The organism is Salinicola sp. 4072 (genome assembly GCF_036663415.1).
Classification (GTDB): domain Bacteria; phylum Pseudomonadota; class Gammaproteobacteria; order Pseudomonadales; family Halomonadaceae; genus Salinicola; species Salinicola salarius_A.
Genome location: NZ_JAXOVV010000001.1, coordinates 162905 through 180213 on the forward strand (window position 1 = coordinate 162905; position 17309 = coordinate 180213).

Consider the following 17309-nt stretch of genomic DNA (forward strand, 5'->3'; position numbering starts at 1 on the left):
CGGGGGGGTTGGTCTCTGGGTGGTTTTCCCCCCACCCCCCGTCCACCCCCCCCGCGCCGGCTCCCCCCGGCGCGGCGATGACGGATGCCGGCGTTGTTACATCAGGTTGTTGTCTTGCAGGTAGCCCACGACCGAGTCGTAGAATTCCTGGGTGATGTCGTTGCGGCCGGCCCAGTTCTGCCACTCTTCCTGGGCGATGCGACGGAACTTGGCACGCTCTTCGTTGGACATGTCGACGAGGTGGATATTGGGATCCTCGCGCGCTTCACGTACGGCCTCGAGATCCAGCGTCTTCAGCTTGGCGACCATTTCGTAGGCCATCTGATCGACCGAGACTTCCAGAATCGACTTGAGATCGTCCGGCAGGCCATCCCAGATCTGCTTGTTGAGCGAAACGGCGACCATCGGCAGCGAGTGGAAGCCCGGATAGTTGGGATAGTTGGCGAACTCGTACAGGCCCTGGGCGTAGTTGGTCGCGAATACCGTGTAGTCCGCCGCGTCGATTACCCCTTTTTCCAGCGAGGTATACACTTCGGAGCCCGGCAGGTTGACCGGCGTCGCCCCCGCCTTCTCGAAGATGTTGTAGACCATGCCTTCCGGCGCGCGCACCTTGAGGCCCTTCAGGTCTTCGACCTTCTCGATCGGACGCGAGCTCGGGAAGGACTCCAGCCCGGTCGCCGCGGCACCGATCAGGTGAACGCCATAGGGCTCGACCAGTTCGTTGTAGATCTGCTCGCCGCCGTGATACTTCATGTAGTCGAGGAACTGGTACGGATCGCTCCAGGCACCAACCAGGTTGCCGATCATGCCGAAGGCCGGATCCTGGCCCGAGAAGTAGCTGGGATCGGTCAGGTGCCCCTGCAGAATGCCGGAACTCACCGCCTGCAAAGTCTGGTTGGCCTGCACCACGGCATTGACCGGCAGGATCTCGATGGCGATACGCCCGTTCGACATCTTCTCGACGTTCTCGGCCCACTCCTTCTTGATCTCGAACTGCGGCTCGCCGGCGGTCTCGGACGTCTGAAAGGTCCATTCATAGTCGGCAGCCTGGGCATTGAGCGCGAACGCGCCAAGCGCAGCGATGGCCAACCCTTGAAGTGGCATGCGTAAAGTCATTGTGAGTCTCCAGTAGCGTTTGTTATCGCTCGAATGTCGTTGGGGACAGCGTGATCGAAGGCGATCGTTGCAAGATGTCCTCCATTCCCAGATCCCGGCCGGTACGTTCCAGCACCGAGAGCGCCGCCTGCTCGGCGGCTTCCGGCTGACGCAGGCGAATCGCCTCCATCATCCGGAAATGGCGCGCCATGCTGTCGTCGAGTTCATCGGCACTGTGATTGGAGCGCTCGACGATCAGGGCGATGGCGGGTCTGAGCACGTGACTGATCTGTGCCCAGATAAGATTGTGGGAGGCCGCGAAGATCGCTTCGTGGAAGGCCACGTCGTAGTCGTCGTGGCTCTGGCCCTGCCAGCGCAGATCGGCCTGTTCGAGGGCACGAATCATGCCTTCGTAGGCGGTCTCGATGGCGAGCAGATCCGAAGCCGTGGCATGGGTCGCGGCCAGGCCGGCCACGAAAGGCTCGACGGCCACGCGAAAGGCGAAGACTTCCCGCTGCAGCCGCGGGTTGGGCTGGGCGTAGCGCGCCATCCAGGCGCTGACCTGAGGATCGAGCAGATGCCAAGCCGAAAGCTCGCGCACCCGTGTGCCCTGCCCGGAAACCCGCACCAGCAAGCCGACGTTGACCAGCTTCTGCAGTGCGCTGCGCACGGTACTTCGGCTGACACCGAAGCGCTCGCAGAGGTCGATCTCCCGCGGGATCGTCTCGCCGATCGCGTAATGGCCGCTGAAAACGGCCTCGGCGAGGGCTTCGGCGATGTCCGGTCGCTGACTACGACTCGTAGCGGCCGTGGCATGACTCATGGGATCCCGCGCTTCCTTGTAGGACTAGGTACAGGTTATGTCCGACATAGGATCAACCAAACGCCGTCGACTTGCCTTTAGACTTTGGTCGGCAAACAAGCCGCCAAACAAAAAGGGTATATGCGGCTGAGAACTTTATTTCACCATCAACCCAGCGGGGCGGCCTCGGCCGCTCTGCTGGTTTTTTATGGCACAACATTCACGCCTATTCGGTCAGCAAGCATCAGCACGGACGGGAACAATCTGCGATCAGTGAGATCAAGAGGCTCCTCTACCTGGCGGATTGCCTCTGGCGCCACGCGGTCCCCGAACAGAATCAGAGCCCGATCGGTATCGTCTTGGCGCGAGACCCAGAACAATCCCTGAACATCGAGATGCTGAGCATGAATCGCGCGAGCCCATTCCCTGGTGGCCGGATACTGATCCGCTTCCGTGTCGATGAGTTCGTTCCGCTTTATACCCATGGCACGTAGAGACTTGCTGGTCAGATCCGCCAGCACCAACCGTTGCGTGACTTCTATGCGCGAGCACTGACGCTTCAGGAGTCGAGATCGGGGAAACGACTTGGGACCAGGGGTAAAGGGTACGTCGTGAAACACTGTCTCCATTGCTGCCCCATCGAAGGTATAGGCCGCGTAAAGGGTAGGAATCACGTCTCCGTTGTCATCGAGCAGCGGACTGAAGCGAGCACTGCCCCGTAAGCTGGGGTTGAAGGCAGTACCGGCATATTCAGCTTTATGCACCCGATGCAGGACTACCCCCGGCTTGATCGTCACCGTGTGAAGCAGAATCTTCTCCGGAGGCTTGGGTGTCGACAAAGCACCGGACGCGACCGACGTTTCGCGTCTAGCCATGCTCAACACCGACCCGTTCCTGGTCGGCCGCTGCGAGCACGCGCTCTGGATCGGTATCCAACACATCCTGTGGCCTCTGCCCGCCGAGATAGCTGTTGACGGAGGAGAACCAATAGGCCAGCCCCCAACCATCCTTGCTATTGCCAAACAGCTCGAGGATCGGTTTCAGCCCTTTCAGGGGCCGGTACCCGTTCGTCTTGTCCAGAGCGTAGGCAGGGAAGAGATCGACATTACGATGCTGGATAGCAAAGATCCTATGCTGCCGTTTCCACTTGCTCGTCTGGGCGCTCGGGTTGTCGGATGCCAGCCCTGCCATCTGGCCAATTTCGCGGGCTGTGAGCCAGCTCGTGCTTTCCAAAGCTGCCTTCCGGGCACGCCCCTCCATTTCGGCCTCGAGGAGGGCGGTCTTGTCCAGACTGACGAACTCCACATAGGAATCGATCACTCTGGACATGGCTTGGCGTTTGCGTTGGTGCAGCTTGCGTTCAAAATCAATGGTCACGTGACGGACCAGCTCGGTCAGCACGGTGGCTTGCTCATCATCCCCACTGTCTCGGAACAAGGCGATGACATCAGTTTCCAGTGGGCGGCCCAGCCTTGCCTGGATCTCTTTAGCCGAGCCGATCAGCACATAACCTTCGTTTTCAAGGATGTTTTCTTTCATGACACCCTCCTTTTTTGAGGGTAATGGAAGTAAGCACCAATGCAACATAGCATACTTTACCACCATGCGGGGACAGCGTCAGTCAGGCGCTGCGCGCCAGGCCTGGCGCACAACAACAAAAAGGGCCGGTCATCGAGACCGACCCTTCCAGTAAACAGCGAAATATTCCACTCGCGGCACGTCAGGTTTCTTCAGCGCTCCCGCGGTTGCATGCCCGAGGCCAGATGAGCCTCGCGGTGCCTCAATAGCCCCCATAGCAGGACCAGCCAGAACGGGTACACCATCACCCCGCTGTTATGGGCCAGAAAGACCTGCGACAGCCCGAAATCCATGTAGGTCACCGGCAACAGTATTCCGGCTATGGCAATGGACTTGAGTGCAAGATCATCGCTCGACAACCGCTTGCCGAAGAGACGCATCGGCACGAGGTAGAGCGCCAGCAAGGCCAGCAGCCCAAAGACACCCCGTTTCAGCCAGGCATCCAGGTACTCGTTATGAACGTGGCCCCAATTCTTGATAATGGGAGCAGCCCGCCCTTCGGCGATCAATCGATCCCGAGCCTGTTCGTAGCCCTGGTCCCCCCAACCGAAGATGAGCTTCTCGGGGATCAACTCCACCGCGGCATGCCACATGGCGAAACGCGCCCCCAAAGAAGTACGCGTATTTCCCTCTTCGAGATACTGCTGAACGTTGGAAAACGCAGCGTTGACGCGGCTTTGCACCCCGAGTTGCGGCACGGCATACACGGTTACCCCGATAGCGACCACCAGCACACCCAGGCCGACCAGCCAGCGCCGAGCAAAATAGCGGGCATAGCCGCGATAAAGCACCAATAACACGAAGGGAAAGCCTACCCAGCCACCCCGGCTGCCGGACATCAGGGACCCCATTACCCCCATGAGCGCGCCCAGCGCTAGAAGAGGCACCCAATACCTGGCATTGCGCTGCGTGAAGGCCCAGCCGAGGCCGGCCAGGCACAGCACGCCAAACAACATGTTGAGGTCGCCATACTGAATGACATGGGTATAGCCACCCGCCCGCGCCACACCTTCGATGAGCTTCTGCCACACCGCCCAACTGCCCGAAGCGATAGCCCCTATCGCGATACCGGACCACATGACCGACAGCCGCGGCGGATAGGCCACGAGCCAAAACAGCACCGGCACCGCCAACAGGAAGCGACTGGGCTTATCCAGACCGCTAGAGCCCTGTCCATCGACCAGCGCCCGGGACGCAGCGACCACGAAATACGCCAGTAGAATGGCGATGATCGCCTTGTCCTGACGGTTCAGATCGAACCCGGGCCGCAAGGCCAGCAGTACCGGCGATGCCAGCAACAGCAAGGCCGGCCCCAGCGAATAGCCGGTAGGCACGACCAGGGCAATGGCGCCCATCAGAAACACGGCGATATGGGTGTAGGCCGAAGCCACGGCGCCTACCCCTTTATGACGATCCAATACGTTGATCACGAGACTCTTCCGCTAACCAGAAACAACAAGCCGATAATGCCAGGCGGAAGTATACGGGCCGGGCGCCCCGATCTCGAACGGCTACCTCTCGTTAGGATCTGCCTGAAAAGTCAGCGAGCGATGCTCAGGCTGGATTCAGAGCGGCAATGCCTTTCCAGGGCCAAAGCAGCAATGTACTTCATATCCCCGAGCATCAGCAGCGCCAAATGTGGCAAATCACCTTGCCCCGTGCCGGTAACGGGCGAAAAGCCTTATCTCAAAGCACTGTCACAAGGCGTTCGGATCGCAGAAGCCTCTGACGACGGTCAACGCAATGATTCTTAGATCTAGCCATAGCGACCAGTTGTCGATGTACCAGAGATCGTGTTCTACACGCAGCCGCATCTTTTCGACATCCTCCGTCCCGCCCCGCAGGCCATTGACCTGCGCCCAGCCGGTGATCCCCGGCTTCACCTTGTGGCGCTTCATGTAGGATTCGACGACGTCCTTGTAATACTCGTTGTGCGCCAGCGCATGGGGCCGCGGCCCGACGATGGACATGCGCCCCTGCAACACGTTGTAGAACTGCGGCAGCTCATCCAGCGATGTACGCCGGAGAAAGGCGCCGAATCGGGTCACGCGAGGATCACCCTGCCTGGCCTGGGTCACGGCGCCATCGGCCTCCGTATGCACTTCCATCGAACGGAACTTGTAGACCTTGAAGCGACGGCCGTTGCTGCCCATGCGGTACTGCTTGAAAAGGACCGGCCCGGACGACTGCAGCTTGAGAACCACCGCGATAATAGCGCAGGCAGGCAGCGACAAGAGCAGGAACAAGCTACCCAGTACCAGGTCCTCTACCCGCTTCAGGAAGCGCGACGTTTCCCCCATGGAGGTCACGCTCAAATCGAGCGCGAAGTTCCCCGCCACCTCGCTGATGCGGTGATTGAGAAGCCGCATATCCTGAAACTCGGGAATGAAGCGCACCTCCGCCGTCTGGTGGCGCAGCGCATGCATGATCTCGCGCACCGCCCCTCCCATTTCCAGCGGCAGGCAGAGCCACACCTCGCGGGCCCCGGAATCCTGCACCCGGCGGGCAAGACAGCTGAGGAAGGCCGAATCCGGTGCCTCCTTCAAGCGCTGCACGCCGGAAATCGCGAAGCCCTCCCCCGGCGTCTTGCGCATGCTTCTGGCCACCTTGAGCAGGTTCGGGGCAGGCCCCACGAGAAAGACGCCCCGAAGGTTCTTGCCCGATCGCCTCGCGCTTTTGAGCAGCAACATCACGAGTACGCGAAAGCCGGCCGCCAGCCCCAGCGAGAACAGCAGTGTCATCCCCAGCCACAAGCGCGAATAGCGAACCGAGGCTTCGGCCAGGTAGATGATCGACGTCGCCAACAACGCAACGATGCCCCAAACGGCCACCAGTCGAAACAGAATGTTGGAGAGCCGGGTGGTGCGCCAACGCACGTAAGCGCCAGCGATGAAGTTGGCCATCACGACGAAGATGGCCATGATCATCATGGCCAGCAGAAAACGATCATGTACAGCCAGCGTACCGAACCGGATACAGTGGGCCAGGAAACCCGACAACAGCACAGCGCCGGCATCGATCAAGGGTACGAATATCTGAGCCGGATATCGCTCGGTAATACTTCTCTGTTGTCTCGAAACGCTCATCGGCCGTTCAAGTCATCCATGACGGAAATGTCAGCGACTCTATAACAACATAGTGCGCGGCGCGATGACCTGCACTTAAAGTAAGAGGAAATACTGAAGCGAAGGGAATGCTGGAAGCATGCTCGATGACCGGCGGCTTCAACCCCGCATTGAGCAGCGCCAGACGCAGACGCAACGGGTTCAGCTCGGCGTAATAGCCGTGGGTATATTCCTGGTCGGTCACATAGCCTGTTTCCGGCGATGCCATGGCAACTCTCCTGCGATTGGTGTCATCCATCATTGCGGGCAAGAACGCCCTGCGACCTCCCCCCCACTCGCCACGACCGTGAAACGCGCCAGTTCGCCATTGACCCGCAAGACGGCTTTCACGGCCGCATCGCGCCGCTGCGCATCTTCCGCCATGCCCTGCTCCCGATACGCCTGACACATCGCGAGCGCAGCAGCCCGCCCAGCTTCGGGATGAGCCGCCAATGCGACGGGCAGCGCGCAGGGCTGTGAAGCGAGACGTTGACGGAGAAGACCGAACAGGCTGGCATTCTTCGGCGCCTCCGCCAGCACGGTTTCAGCGGGGTGGAAGGCGCCGGCCAGCGTGAGCGCGATCATGTAGTTGGACGCCGCCTGCAACTGCACGAACCCGGCCGCCGTCACGGTGATTAGAGGAAAGAATGGCGCCAGTTCGGGAAGCAGATGATTGGGATAGACCCGCGCCTGCCAGTAGCGGGCCGCGACGCGGGCAAAGTGGCGATAATCGGCCACCGGGACGAGACGCGAGGCTGCGAACGGCAGCACCTCGACCGGCGGTTTGGCCGGATCGACGGTATCGTTGGCGACATCGACATAGAGCGTGCCGATCAGAAAGGCGTTCTGAAAATACTCGCCGCGCAGATCGCCCCAGACCTGCCGGACATTGCCGCCGTGCTTCATGAACGCCGCCAGCGCCCGGTAGCCCTGCGCTGCCTCGCCACCGAGTGTCGCCGGGTCGAGCTGCTGCAACTGGCGCTGCACCGCCTGGGAAATTTCCAGACACTGGCCCAGCGGAAACGGCTTACCCTGCTTGACCGGCCGGGCCTGACGCAATGCCGGGTCGAGTTCGCCACGCAGCGCCAGAAACAGCGACTCCAGCGCCGCCAATGCGGGCGATAGAAAGCGCACGGTCAGCGCCTGTTCGCGCTGCTCATCGGGAATACGGGGCTCGTTGGGGAGCAAGGGGCTAGCCACGATGCAATGCACCTTAAATTGCCGATACTGGATATCGGCTAGTTATTGCTCGTCAGCAGTCGAAACGTTTCGAGACCGCCTCAACCCCTAGCCGTGGCGAAGTACGGATCCATCGTGCCGCGAGCGGCGACCTGCAGCAACAGATTGCCAGGCTGATCGATAGTGCCTGCCGTAGGCTGAGCTGCGAATGCCGGCAGGCGCCAGGATAGCGGATCATGACATCAAGCCAGTGAAAGTTTTGATCTTGCGAAAGACCCGTCGAATCAGGCAAAAGCCCATAACCGAGCGGCCACGAACATCGCCAACGGGACAAGTAATGTCGAGATGGCGACAGCCGGCAACCCCGAGATCGAAGTCGTGGCCAAAAGGCTGGCCAGTATCCCGTTGTTGGCCGCAAAGCCCGCTAACGCGATCAGGAAGAAACGCCCCGAGCGCCCTCGGCGTCGGAAGGTGAACCGTCGATGTCCCCACAGTGAGACCTGAAAAGCGACCAGGAAGGCCAACACATTAGCCAGGAAGGGAGAGACCGAAGCCCAACACCAGAACACCGCGGCGGCAACAGCGATATGCACCAGTGTCGCGAGCACCCCCACACCGCCAAACCGCATCAGCGTGGCCAGCTCCTCGGTCCAACGCCTCATCGTTCACGCTCCCCGTGAGCGGGATCGTCTGCATCCTCTATGCGCTTGTCGCTTCCTTCGAAGGTTTTGCCGTGCTGTATCGACTCGGCCTTGTTGCTACCCAGGCTATCCACTTCCACCAGATACAGCGGGCGTTGCTTGACCTCCACGAACAGCCGCGCCATGTACTCCCCCAGCACGCCGATCGACAGCAGTTGCATACCGCCGAAAAACAGCACTGCCGACATGACAGACGCATAGCCCGGCGTATCGCGTCCGAACACCAGCGCCTTGAAAACGATCACCAATATGTAGACGAAAGACAGTAGCGCAACGCCACCACCGATATAGCTCCAGACTCGTAACGGGAGCGTCGAGAACCCCACCAGGCCATCGAGCGCGAAGTTCCAGAGCTTCCAGAGATTGAACTTCGACTCCCCGACCTGCCGAGCCGGGCGTTCGTAAGGCACACCCACCGACCGATAGCCGGACCAGGCAAACAACCCTTTCATGAAACGGTTTCGCTCGGGCAGACGTTTAAGCGCCTCGACGACCTGGCGGTCCAGCAAACGAAAGTCGCCGGCATTATCCGGGATAGGCGTCGGAGAAATACGATTGAAAAGGCGATAGAAGAGATTCGCCGAGGTGCGTTTACGACGCGTGTCTTCGTGGCGCGATACGCGAACGCCGTAGATCATCGCGTAGCCCTCATCGAGCCATAGCCGAATGAAATCGTTGATCAACGCCGGGGGGTCCTGCAGGTCGACATCCATGGGGATCACCCCATCGCCACGAGCGTGATCGAGGCCGGCCGTCATTGCCGCTTCCTTGCCGAAGTTGCGCGACAGCTTCAGCCAGCGTACGCGGCTATCCCGCTGCGCGGCCAACTGCAGCGCCTGCAGCGTGTTATCGGTGGAGCCGTCGTCGACGAAGAGAATCTCAAGTTCGACATCCGGGTAATCGACTTCGCGATCAATAGCCTCGAGGAACGGCGCTATCGCCTCATCCTCGTTCTTTACGGCCACAACCAATGTGACTAATTTGCTCATGATTTTTTGGCCTTAAATGACGATTCGACGTCCGGCGAAGTCCGGGCTCTCTCCCAACGGCCAGTGCCATTGGTCGCGCACGAAAATCTCGAAGGCGGCCGCCGCATTGGGATAATCGGTATCGATCATCAAGCCGCCCGCCAGGACATGAGCCGGCGATCCGCATACGATCCAGAGGCAAAACATGCCCAACACAATGGCGGCGAGATAACCCAGCCAACCGTTAATAGAGATTCTTGCGCGCCGCTCAGCCATCAGAGTTTCACTACCTGTCGAGTTCATTCGATACCGGACCCAGTCGTCGAAGCCACGCCATAACCAAGCGCCATCAAAGTGCGTGTACCAACATCAAGGTGCGCGTACCGCGATCGTCACCTTGTCGACCACGAAGCACTCCACACCTACGGCACCACATGCCTGGTCCGCCAGTTGGTTGTCGGTAATCGCGTAGACTCGATTCGCTTCCAGTTCACCACGGGCCACTCGCGCCACTTCAGCAGCCGTTGCCTCTTTCAATACTTGCGCATTGATACGTGCGAAATACGCCACATTCAACGCCACGTCATGACGAACCGCCAGCCAGGCATAAGGCTTCAGCGTGCCCAGGTCGTCTCCCGGCAGGTAGCTAAGCGACTCGTGCGAGTCCAGCAAGGCGGCCAACCGAGTGTCTTCCAGCGCGGGATAGGGAGAGCCATTCGCCACGGATGCCACACGGCCGGCCAGCCCCGCGTGAACGAAATGATGAAAGGGCTTCAGATCAGCCCACTGCACCAGCCATGCAATGACCAACAGGGCGACCAGGTTTCGATTGAGGACCGTTCTGGAGAGATAAACCATGCCGAGAAGCATGAGCCCGTACAGCAGCGGCCACACCATGCGACCACTAGAGCGAATGTACTCGGTCAACGGCGCCAGCAGCGCGGGGTAGTCCACCGACCAGACCAGCTTGCCGATCACCCACCGGTCGCCAAGGGCGAAGACGAAAAGTCCGAGCAGCGCCACGGCGACCAACCAGACTTCCCCGCGCAGAGGATACAGCTGTGCCCACCGCAGCCGGCGTACCGCGACCAGGAACCCGGCCAGGAGAAACAATAACGCCCCGATTCCGGCATAGGCCTGGCCCTCGTATTGACCGGCAATCGGCGTCAACCAGCCGGGCAGCACACGCGACGCCCCGCTCACTTCCGTCCCCTTGAAGAACCAGGCCTCGGACAGCGGATTGATGTAAGTCATGGCCTCGGCGGAAAAATAGCCGAAACCCGAACCCGGGCCGACCTCCAGCCCATACTGGAAATACCCCGCCAGCCACATAGTCGCAAGGACACAAACCACACTGATGACGGCCCCCAGCCCCAGGCTCACGCCGGTATCGATCCTTCGGCCCGTCACCGACCTGAACAACTGGCAGACCCACCAGGCGGCCCACAGCGTCCCGACCATGAAAAAGAGATAGAAATGCACCAGTACGGCAATCAGCATCAAGATCAGCCAGTGCACCATGGCGCCGACATGATGACCGACCCGGCCCCCGGGGCGCAGCGCCAACCCCAGCCCCCACAGGATGAGCCAATGCGCCGTCAACGCCTCATGCCCATGCCCCCCCAGGCCCCGCATCGCGACGATAGGCAGCATGATGACCAGCGCAGCGAAAAGCACCGAAGCCACCGGGCGACACCGCAACCGCAACGCCAATCCACAGGCGAACGTCGCATTCAGGACATGATTCAACAGCATCACCAGACCCTGATACTGGAACGGATCCGGCAAAACGTCGTGAAACAGCTTGAGCGGCAACGCCAGAAGCGCTATCGAATCGGTAAAGACGATACTCGAATCGATGAGCGTGCCGAACTGCGGAATCGCGCCCAACGGCCAGCGCCACTCGTCGCGACGAAACGCATCCCAACCGATGAAATGCTGAAACGGGTCGCCCTCGGTGAGCAACCACCGAACGTGGGTCGGATCGATCGTCGCCCAGCCGTATAAATGAAACGCCAGCCAAGCCCCCAACAGAGCGGAAGCGACAATCGCCAACGCCTGATCATGACACGCCATGGCCGAACCGAACCGTGCCATGCCGCTATGTTTCGCTGTCATTGTCGGCTCGCTCCCAACCGGCAAAAGTGATCCTGTCCACGGCAATGCAGCGCATTTCCGGCAACTGGCTTACAGACTCGACCAACGACTCATCGGTCAAGACATCCAACGTATCGTGATTCGGCTCGCGCTCGGCGAACGCCCCCTCGGCCAGCGCATTCAAGTCCTCGCGAGCCAGCCAGGGGAAGGGCTCGCAGGAATGTCCAGCGGGCGTCAGCGCCTGCATGTTGCCACGCACGAAGCCATGCCAAGGCGCCAGATCCCACTGTAGTGCCACGCAGGCAGCCAACACCGCAAGCCAGTACGCGCAGGCATTCGCCGCAGCAAAGACAGCAGCGACAGGAATACGACGACATAAAGCAACGGCCAGGCCATGCGGCCGCTGGAACGCAGATATTGCATCACCGGTTCCAGCAATGCCGGATATCGCCACTCGAACGACCAGCGGCCGAAAACCCAGCGATCACCGGACGCCAAACCTCGGCCCGCCAATTTACAGGCAAGTGCCAGACTCGCCAACAGCAGCACCCCCAACCCGGCGAAGGCAAAGCCTTCGTACTCCCCTGAACCGGGGAAAGCCATCCCGGCACCAAACGGGACACACCATGAAAATCCGGCCCGCCGAAAACCGCATCAACGCCGGAGACTGGTTGAATGGCTTGCAGACCGACAACCACCAGGACTGGTGGATTGCCTGACCCGCAAACTGTCAGCTGACACAAAAAAACCCGAGGCCGGAGGCCTCGGGCTTCATCCTTCGCTTAGTCTAACGAGTCATCAGGCTACAGCGTCAGCCGCCGTGGATTCCTGAACGCCCAGCTTCAGTGCGAAGTCATCAGCTGTCACGCCTTCGCCGTCGCTATTCGAGTAGACGTAAGTCGCGTCATCGAACTCGAAGGAGACGTAGCCAGCATCCGCAGCAGCGCTGGTATCCGCGGCAGCGGTGAACGCGGCATCCAGATCGGTGCTATCACTGACGTTACTGGTCACATCGGTGAGCGTAACGGCATCACCATTGAGAGCGGTCAGCGTATCGTCGCCATCGAGATCGAAGCCGGTCACGACATCCATGTTTTCGTAGCTGGAAGTAGCAAGCATATTTCCCGTCGCAACGCCTTCGTCATCAGTCTCCTCTGTCGCTACCGATATTGACGCCGCACCGCTACCCAGCTCGATATTTTCCTGTGCGTAATCGGCACCGGTATACGTCAAGTCGCCATCCAGTCCAGAAGCATCGAAATCATCGAACTGGCGGCCGGACGCTTCATAATTGACGTTGGCATCGCCCGTCAGATTCATCGTGCCACCGGTGAACTCATCGGCCGTTTTCAGCACCTTCAGGTCGAGCGTACTATCCGCCCCTTCGGCATTGACCGCTTCGACATTCACCGAATCTCCCGCATCACGCAGGATCATCGGGGAGCCGTCTTCACCCATGCCAGCGGCCGTGGCAACCACATTCTGATCGGCAGTCAGGTGAGCGAGATCCCCACCGGATTGAAAGCTGAAGCTCTGAGCGTCGGATAGCTGCTCGGCATCGACCTTGGAATAGCCTTCGAACGTGAAGGATTCGAAACCGCTGACATTGCTCTCGATGTAACCGCTATCGGGCGACAGGCTGTCCGTCACCGTCAGCGAATCGTTGCCTTCGCCGCCGTCGATAGCCATCGCAGTATCGCCACCGCTGATATCGTCGACCGTGAGCGTGTCGTCACCGCTACCAGTCGTCACGCTAGTGGCATTATCGAGCACGCCATCACCGATCGTGACATCGCCGCCATACCCCGAGGCATCGATATCCGCCCCGTTCTCGGCAGAACCGACAGCGGCACCGGTCAGCTCGAAACTACCGCTATCACCGGTAATCTCCAGATTCTCCAGCGGCCCGGCAATGGAGCCATTCATCTCCAGAGAAGAGTCACCTGCCGCGTCCACGGCCAGCGAAGTCAACGTGCTGTCCTGCTGAATTCCCGAAAGCGTCACGGCGGAATTCGCGATTCCCAACTGGGCTGACGCAGCCGAACCAGTGTCCAGATTGAGAGTGATATTCTTGCTGCCCTCGACCATGAGGGTCTTGTCGGCGGTCAAACCATCGACATTGATCGTTTCATTGCTGTCGACGCCAGTAAAACGAATGGCCTGGTTATCGCCGAGCGAGAAACTCCTGTTATCAGCCGTAATCTCGCCGCCATCGACAACTTGAATCTGCTCATCGGCCGGAGGTGTCTGCTCATCACCACCATCGGCCGGAGGTGTCTGCTCGTCACCAGTCGAGGCATCGATCTCAGCCTTGGCGGCAGCGATCTGCTGCTCGGAAGTCTCGCCGTCGACTTCGGAGATCAGGCTCTGCGCCTCATCCACGTCGTACTCGCCTTCCGCCACGTTATCCGTGTAGTACTGGGCGACTTCCGTCCTGGCGTCGATGGCATCGATGTCAGAACCCTGCGCGGCATTCATGATGGTGACAGCGATTTCCGACAGCGATTTGTCACCGCTGGCCAGTATCCCCGCGTAATAGCTCTGCCCTGTCGCGTCAGCGCTACGACCGAACAGCTGCTGATACAGCGAGTCGACGAGCTCATCGTTCCCGAGATCGCCATATTCCTGAGTGAATTCTTCCGAATTGCCGAATGCGTCCAGAATCGCGCCCTGGCCTTCGGCATCGGCACGCTCGGCCCAGTACATCTGGCCGGCTGAATCAGCCGGACGGCCGTAGTACGCCACATAAAGGCTTTGCACAAAGTCGAGAGAAGCTTGTGATGCCATGCGGTTGATCTCCATATCGGAGCGCATGAATGCGGCTAACCGAGAGCCCGAAACGCGCTGCCCGGATGATCTGGCATGCTGCCAGCCCTATCAGGCCGATCCATGTGCCTTGAGTAAAACCAGGCTACGTCATGTAGCCCGAGAGGCAGTCTAGTTGCCATGCCCCACCCTGCAATGTCTTTCGCATGCTGAAAAGTTATGAAAAAGCAGGTGAGAAGACGAATGAGTCATAGAAGTGCCCATCGAACGCAGGGATCAAGGCGATTTTTGGCTGCCTCCACAGCCGTGTCAGAATGGCCGATCCCAGCTTGGAAAAGACAATCGACCGTCATTGAGACGAACGGGATGTCCTCTTTCGTCACGAGACAATATCCACCCGCGATTTATCGCGCTTCAAACGAAAAACGCCCCGCAAGAAGCGGGGCGTTTATGATGATTATGGCTCGGAATAGATCATGCACCAAAGGTGATACTGTTGCCATCCCAGTTGACGCCGATATCGCTGCCAACCAAGATAATGTGCATATCAGCCTGATCGTCGAACCGGCCATTCTGATCAGCAATATCGATCAGTATCTGAGTTGAATCTTTAACCGCACTACCATTCCAATCCAGCGCCTGTACATTTTCCTCATAACGAATCGACAGCGCCAGAGTGCCAGCCTCTACGGCGCTGGCGTTAGCCGAACCACTGCCGAAAAACTGGATGTTCTCACTGGACACGTTTGAAAATACGATTCTGTCACCTAGATCGAAATTCGTGATGTAATCGCGAGTCGATTGAGTCGTTCCCGACTCCTTGGCCAACGAGTTACGATCACTTCCCGCGTAATAGAACGTATCGAAGTAGGTGCTGCCGTACATATTGTCACCGCCCTCGCCCCCGGTGATCTGGTTAGCGCTATAGTCGTCGGCGGTATTGTAAACCGTATTAGCATCGGTATCGGCTGCATGAATCGTATCCCGGCCACTGCCACCGTAGAGGTAATCGACATCGCTGTCGTTACCACCATAGATCGTATCGTAGCCGTCGCCACCATAAAGCCGATCGGAACCGGCATCACCACGGATAGTATCGTCGCCTGCCTTACCATCAACCCAGTCGTTGTCGGCGCCAACACTGATCTGATCGCTGCCCGGCGCACCTTGAATCGTTTGACTGCCGACACTGCCAGTAACGTTAATATAGTCGCTACCGCGGCTGTTCATCAGCGCAAAGACATCGTCGAATCCGGCTGTCGAACCATTCTGTGCCGCATAGATATCAGCAGCACTGCCACTAACACCCAACTGGTCGGACTTCGTTATCCAGTCCTGAGCGACCGTTTCGTCGTCGTAACTTCCAATCGCATCGTAAATACGATAATACGTCTTGCCGGCAGTGGTCTCGATATTGTTATCGAAGACCGGGTTGATTGCTTCCCAGAACGTTTTGGCGTCAGCAACATCGAACGTGCCATCGACGTAAATCTGCGATACCGATTGATCGCCTGCGACATCGCTGGTGGCATTGCCTGTTGCAAAATAGAGGTTGGCCGCTGAAGCATCACCTATCTGGGTGATGATGTTTGCTGCCGAGTCCTCTACATAGAAATCGTAGCGCAGATTTTCGTCTTCCCCATTACCACTGACGAAACCGTTGATATTGGCAGCATTATCGCGAATATAGGGTATCGTGGTCAGTCCACCATTGGTGAAATCAACGATCTCACCTGCCTGGCTCGTTGTCAGGTAGGAGCCGCCCCAGTTGACAGTCACGTCCGTCGCGCTAACCATACCGGCGCTGTTGGCGCTATTTGTCAGATTTTCATAGGTATCCGCCACGTTATAGGTCAGCGTACCCACTGAGCCATCACGCTCGGCAATAGTCGTGGCTTGTGCCGCAGTCGCGGTGGTTGTTGCGGTCAAATCGCCAGCCTGCGTTACTGCAGCAGCACTGTCACCATTCGCCAGACTGGACGCAGAATCACTGATGTTATAAGTAGCTGCATTATCCCGTGCATAGATCGTTTTGGCCTGACTGACGGAGGCATCCGTAGACGCGGTTATAGAAGTTGCCTGTGCCAGAATGGAATCCATATCATCAGAAGAAGATGCTAGATTGGCAGCGGTATCCTTGAGCGTATAGGACAGATCGTCCCCGCTCACATACTCCATGTTATCCAGTGCCAGTAACGCCTGAATATCGGCCACGGTACGTTCACCGAGAGTGTAGTCACTTAATTGAATAGCTGTGGCATCGCTCAAGTAATCGAAGCTATCGTCAGCCAGATCGTCGGCAATCTCGCTGTAACTATCCGTAAGGACATAGGTCAGCTCGCCATCGCCATTTTGTTCGTCGATGGCTTTGATTTGATCGATGGTGACGGAACCGGTGACGGTAACGTTCGTACCCTCTCCTACATACGGGATCACTACCTCTTCGGGCATCAGCTCAGCGATGCTACCTTCGATAGTTTGCGCCGTGACCGTGCCGCCGCCGATTGCAGTTTTCACATCACCAAGCTCGGTGATAGTGATGTTATCAGTGACAACAACATCTACGTCATTGAGGATATAGGTAACGTCATCCTCGCCATTGGCATTAGCAACCAGCTCTTCCGACGTATCGCTGACGGTAAAGTAAGTCAGTCCATCCGCGCCATTGGCAGTGTCCAGCGCCTGCAGTTGCGCGAGCGATACCGCGTCGGTCACGGTGATGTCGATGCCCATGATGCTGTCGGTAACGGTAGCCAGCTCTTCGGCCGTGTCTGCCAGCGCGTAGCTGCCCTCACCGCTGCGTTCGATATCGTTATATTGCTTGACCGTCATGGTCACGACAGTGTCCGCTGCCAGATCGAGGTTATCGATCCAACTGCTGTCCAGATCGGTAATTTCGCGCGATTCGGTGACTTCAAGTGTCACGTTCAGGGCGTTATCGACGGACAGGCTGGACAGGTCTACCCCGCTAGCGACATCGGTGATCGTCAGGTTACCCGACCCGTTAATCTGTGGCAAT

The 17309-nt window shown here is 58.8% G+C and carries 15 protein-coding genes; all 15 read right to left on the reverse strand.

The window, feature by feature from the left end; genetic code table 11:
* Positions 1-96: 96 nt before the first annotated feature.
* A complete protein-coding gene (locus tag R3F72_RS00710) occupies positions 97-1116 on the reverse strand; it encodes a TRAP transporter substrate-binding protein (RefSeq protein ID WP_332778651.1) in 1020 nt (339 codons plus the stop codon).
* 22 nt (positions 1117-1138) lie between these two features.
* Positions 1139-1918, reverse strand: coding sequence for a FadR/GntR family transcriptional regulator (locus R3F72_RS00715; protein WP_303855756.1), 780 nt, complete (start codon positions 1916-1918; stop codon positions 1139-1141).
* A 185-nt stretch (positions 1919-2103) separates the two neighbouring features.
* Positions 2104-2772 carry an RES family NAD+ phosphorylase gene (locus R3F72_RS00720; RefSeq protein ID WP_332778652.1) on the reverse strand — a complete coding sequence of 223 codons (669 nt, stop codon included), beginning with the start codon at positions 2770-2772 and terminating at the stop codon, positions 2104-2106.
* Complete coding sequence (locus R3F72_RS00725) at positions 2765-3436, reverse strand: hypothetical protein (RefSeq protein WP_087720971.1); 672 nt, start codon at positions 3434-3436, stop codon at positions 2765-2767. Before R3F72_RS00725 ends, R3F72_RS00720 begins: the two co-directional genes overlap by 8 nt.
* A 191-nt stretch (positions 3437-3627) precedes the next feature.
* Positions 3628-4905 carry an O-antigen ligase family protein gene (locus R3F72_RS00730; protein WP_332778653.1) on the reverse strand — a complete coding sequence of 426 codons (1278 nt, stop codon included), beginning with the start codon at positions 4903-4905 and terminating at the stop codon, positions 3628-3630.
* Between the two features lie 267 nt (positions 4906-5172).
* Positions 5173-6561: an undecaprenyl-phosphate glucose phosphotransferase gene (locus tag R3F72_RS00735; RefSeq protein WP_332778654.1), complete on the reverse strand. Its 1389-nt coding sequence runs from the start codon at positions 6559-6561 to the stop codon at positions 5173-5175.
* Between the two features lie 7 nt (positions 6562-6568).
* Positions 6569-6808 carry a hypothetical protein gene (locus tag R3F72_RS00740; RefSeq protein WP_332778655.1) on the reverse strand — a complete coding sequence of 80 codons (240 nt, stop codon included), beginning with the start codon at positions 6806-6808 and terminating at the stop codon, positions 6569-6571.
* 29 nt (positions 6809-6837) lie between these two features.
* Positions 6838-7779 carry a hypothetical protein gene (locus tag R3F72_RS00745; RefSeq protein ID WP_332778656.1) on the reverse strand — a complete coding sequence of 314 codons (942 nt, stop codon included), beginning with the start codon at positions 7777-7779 and terminating at the stop codon, positions 6838-6840.
* A gap of 263 nt (positions 7780-8042) precedes the next feature.
* The gene (locus tag R3F72_RS00750) at positions 8043-8420 is read right to left on the reverse strand and encodes a GtrA family protein (RefSeq protein WP_332778657.1); all 378 of its coding nucleotides are present in this window, start codon (positions 8418-8420) and stop codon (positions 8043-8045) included.
* On the reverse strand, positions 8417-9448 hold the full coding sequence (locus R3F72_RS00755) for a glycosyltransferase family 2 protein (protein WP_332778658.1): 1032 nt from the start codon (positions 9446-9448) through the stop codon (positions 8417-8419). The genes R3F72_RS00750 and R3F72_RS00755 overlap by 4 nt, the downstream gene beginning before the upstream one ends.
* Positions 9449-9460: 12 nt before the next feature.
* Positions 9461-9730 carry a hypothetical protein gene (locus tag R3F72_RS00760; RefSeq protein ID WP_332778659.1) on the reverse strand — a complete coding sequence of 90 codons (270 nt, stop codon included), beginning with the start codon at positions 9728-9730 and terminating at the stop codon, positions 9461-9463.
* 66 nt (positions 9731-9796) lie between these two features.
* Positions 9797-11545: a DUF6311 domain-containing protein gene (locus tag R3F72_RS00765; RefSeq protein ID WP_332778660.1), complete on the reverse strand. Its 1749-nt coding sequence runs from the start codon at positions 11543-11545 to the stop codon at positions 9797-9799.
* On the reverse strand, positions 11529-11822 hold the full coding sequence (locus tag R3F72_RS00770) for a hypothetical protein (RefSeq protein WP_332778661.1): 294 nt from the start codon (positions 11820-11822) through the stop codon (positions 11529-11531). Before R3F72_RS00770 ends, R3F72_RS00765 begins: the two co-directional genes overlap by 17 nt.
* Before the next feature lie 500 nt (positions 11823-12322).
* Positions 12323-14338 carry a DUF4214 domain-containing protein gene (locus R3F72_RS00775; protein ID WP_442978316.1) on the reverse strand — a complete coding sequence of 672 codons (2016 nt, stop codon included), beginning with the start codon at positions 14336-14338 and terminating at the stop codon, positions 12323-12325.
* A 426-nt stretch (positions 14339-14764) separates the two neighbouring features.
* Positions 14765-17308 (reverse strand): hypothetical protein, encoded by a 2544-nt coding sequence (locus R3F72_RS00780; protein WP_332778663.1) that lies wholly within the window; start codon positions 17306-17308, stop codon positions 14765-14767.
* Between the last annotated feature and the right edge of the window lies 1 nt (position 17309).

Bases quoted from the DNA above. Each gene is read 5' to 3' on its own strand.
- R3F72_RS00710 (WP_332778651.1), bottom strand. From the start codon at position 1,116: ATGACTTTACGCATGCCACTTCAAGGGTTGGCCATCGCTGCGCTTGGC.
- R3F72_RS00715 (WP_303855756.1), bottom strand. From the start codon at position 1,918: ATGAGTCATGCCACGGCCGCTACGAGTCGTAGTCAGCGACCGGACATC.
- R3F72_RS00720 (WP_332778652.1), bottom strand. From the start codon at position 2,772: ATGGCTAGACGCGAAACGTCGGTCGCGTCCGGTGCTTTGTCGACACCC.
- R3F72_RS00725 (WP_087720971.1), bottom strand. From the start codon at position 3,436: ATGAAAGAAAACATCCTTGAAAACGAAGGTTATGTGCTGATCGGCTCG.
- R3F72_RS00735 (WP_332778654.1), bottom strand. From the start codon at position 6,561: ATGAGCGTTTCGAGACAACAGAGAAGTATTACCGAGCGATATCCGGCT.
- R3F72_RS00740 (WP_332778655.1), bottom strand. From the start codon at position 6,808: ATGGCATCGCCGGAAACAGGCTATGTGACCGACCAGGAATATACCCAC.
- R3F72_RS00750 (WP_332778657.1), bottom strand. From the start codon at position 8,420: ATGAGGCGTTGGACCGAGGAGCTGGCCACGCTGATGCGGTTTGGCGGT.
- R3F72_RS00755 (WP_332778658.1), bottom strand. From the start codon at position 9,448: ATGAGCAAATTAGTCACATTGGTTGTGGCCGTAAAGAACGAGGATGAG.
- R3F72_RS00760 (WP_332778659.1), bottom strand. From the start codon at position 9,730: ATGAACTCGACAGGTAGTGAAACTCTGATGGCTGAGCGGCGCGCAAGA.
- R3F72_RS00765 (WP_332778660.1), bottom strand. From the start codon at position 11,545: ATGACAGCGAAACATAGCGGCATGGCACGGTTCGGTTCGGCCATGGCG.
- R3F72_RS00775 (WP_442978316.1), bottom strand. From the start codon at position 14,338: ATGCGCTCCGATATGGAGATCAACCGCATGGCATCACAAGCTTCTCTC.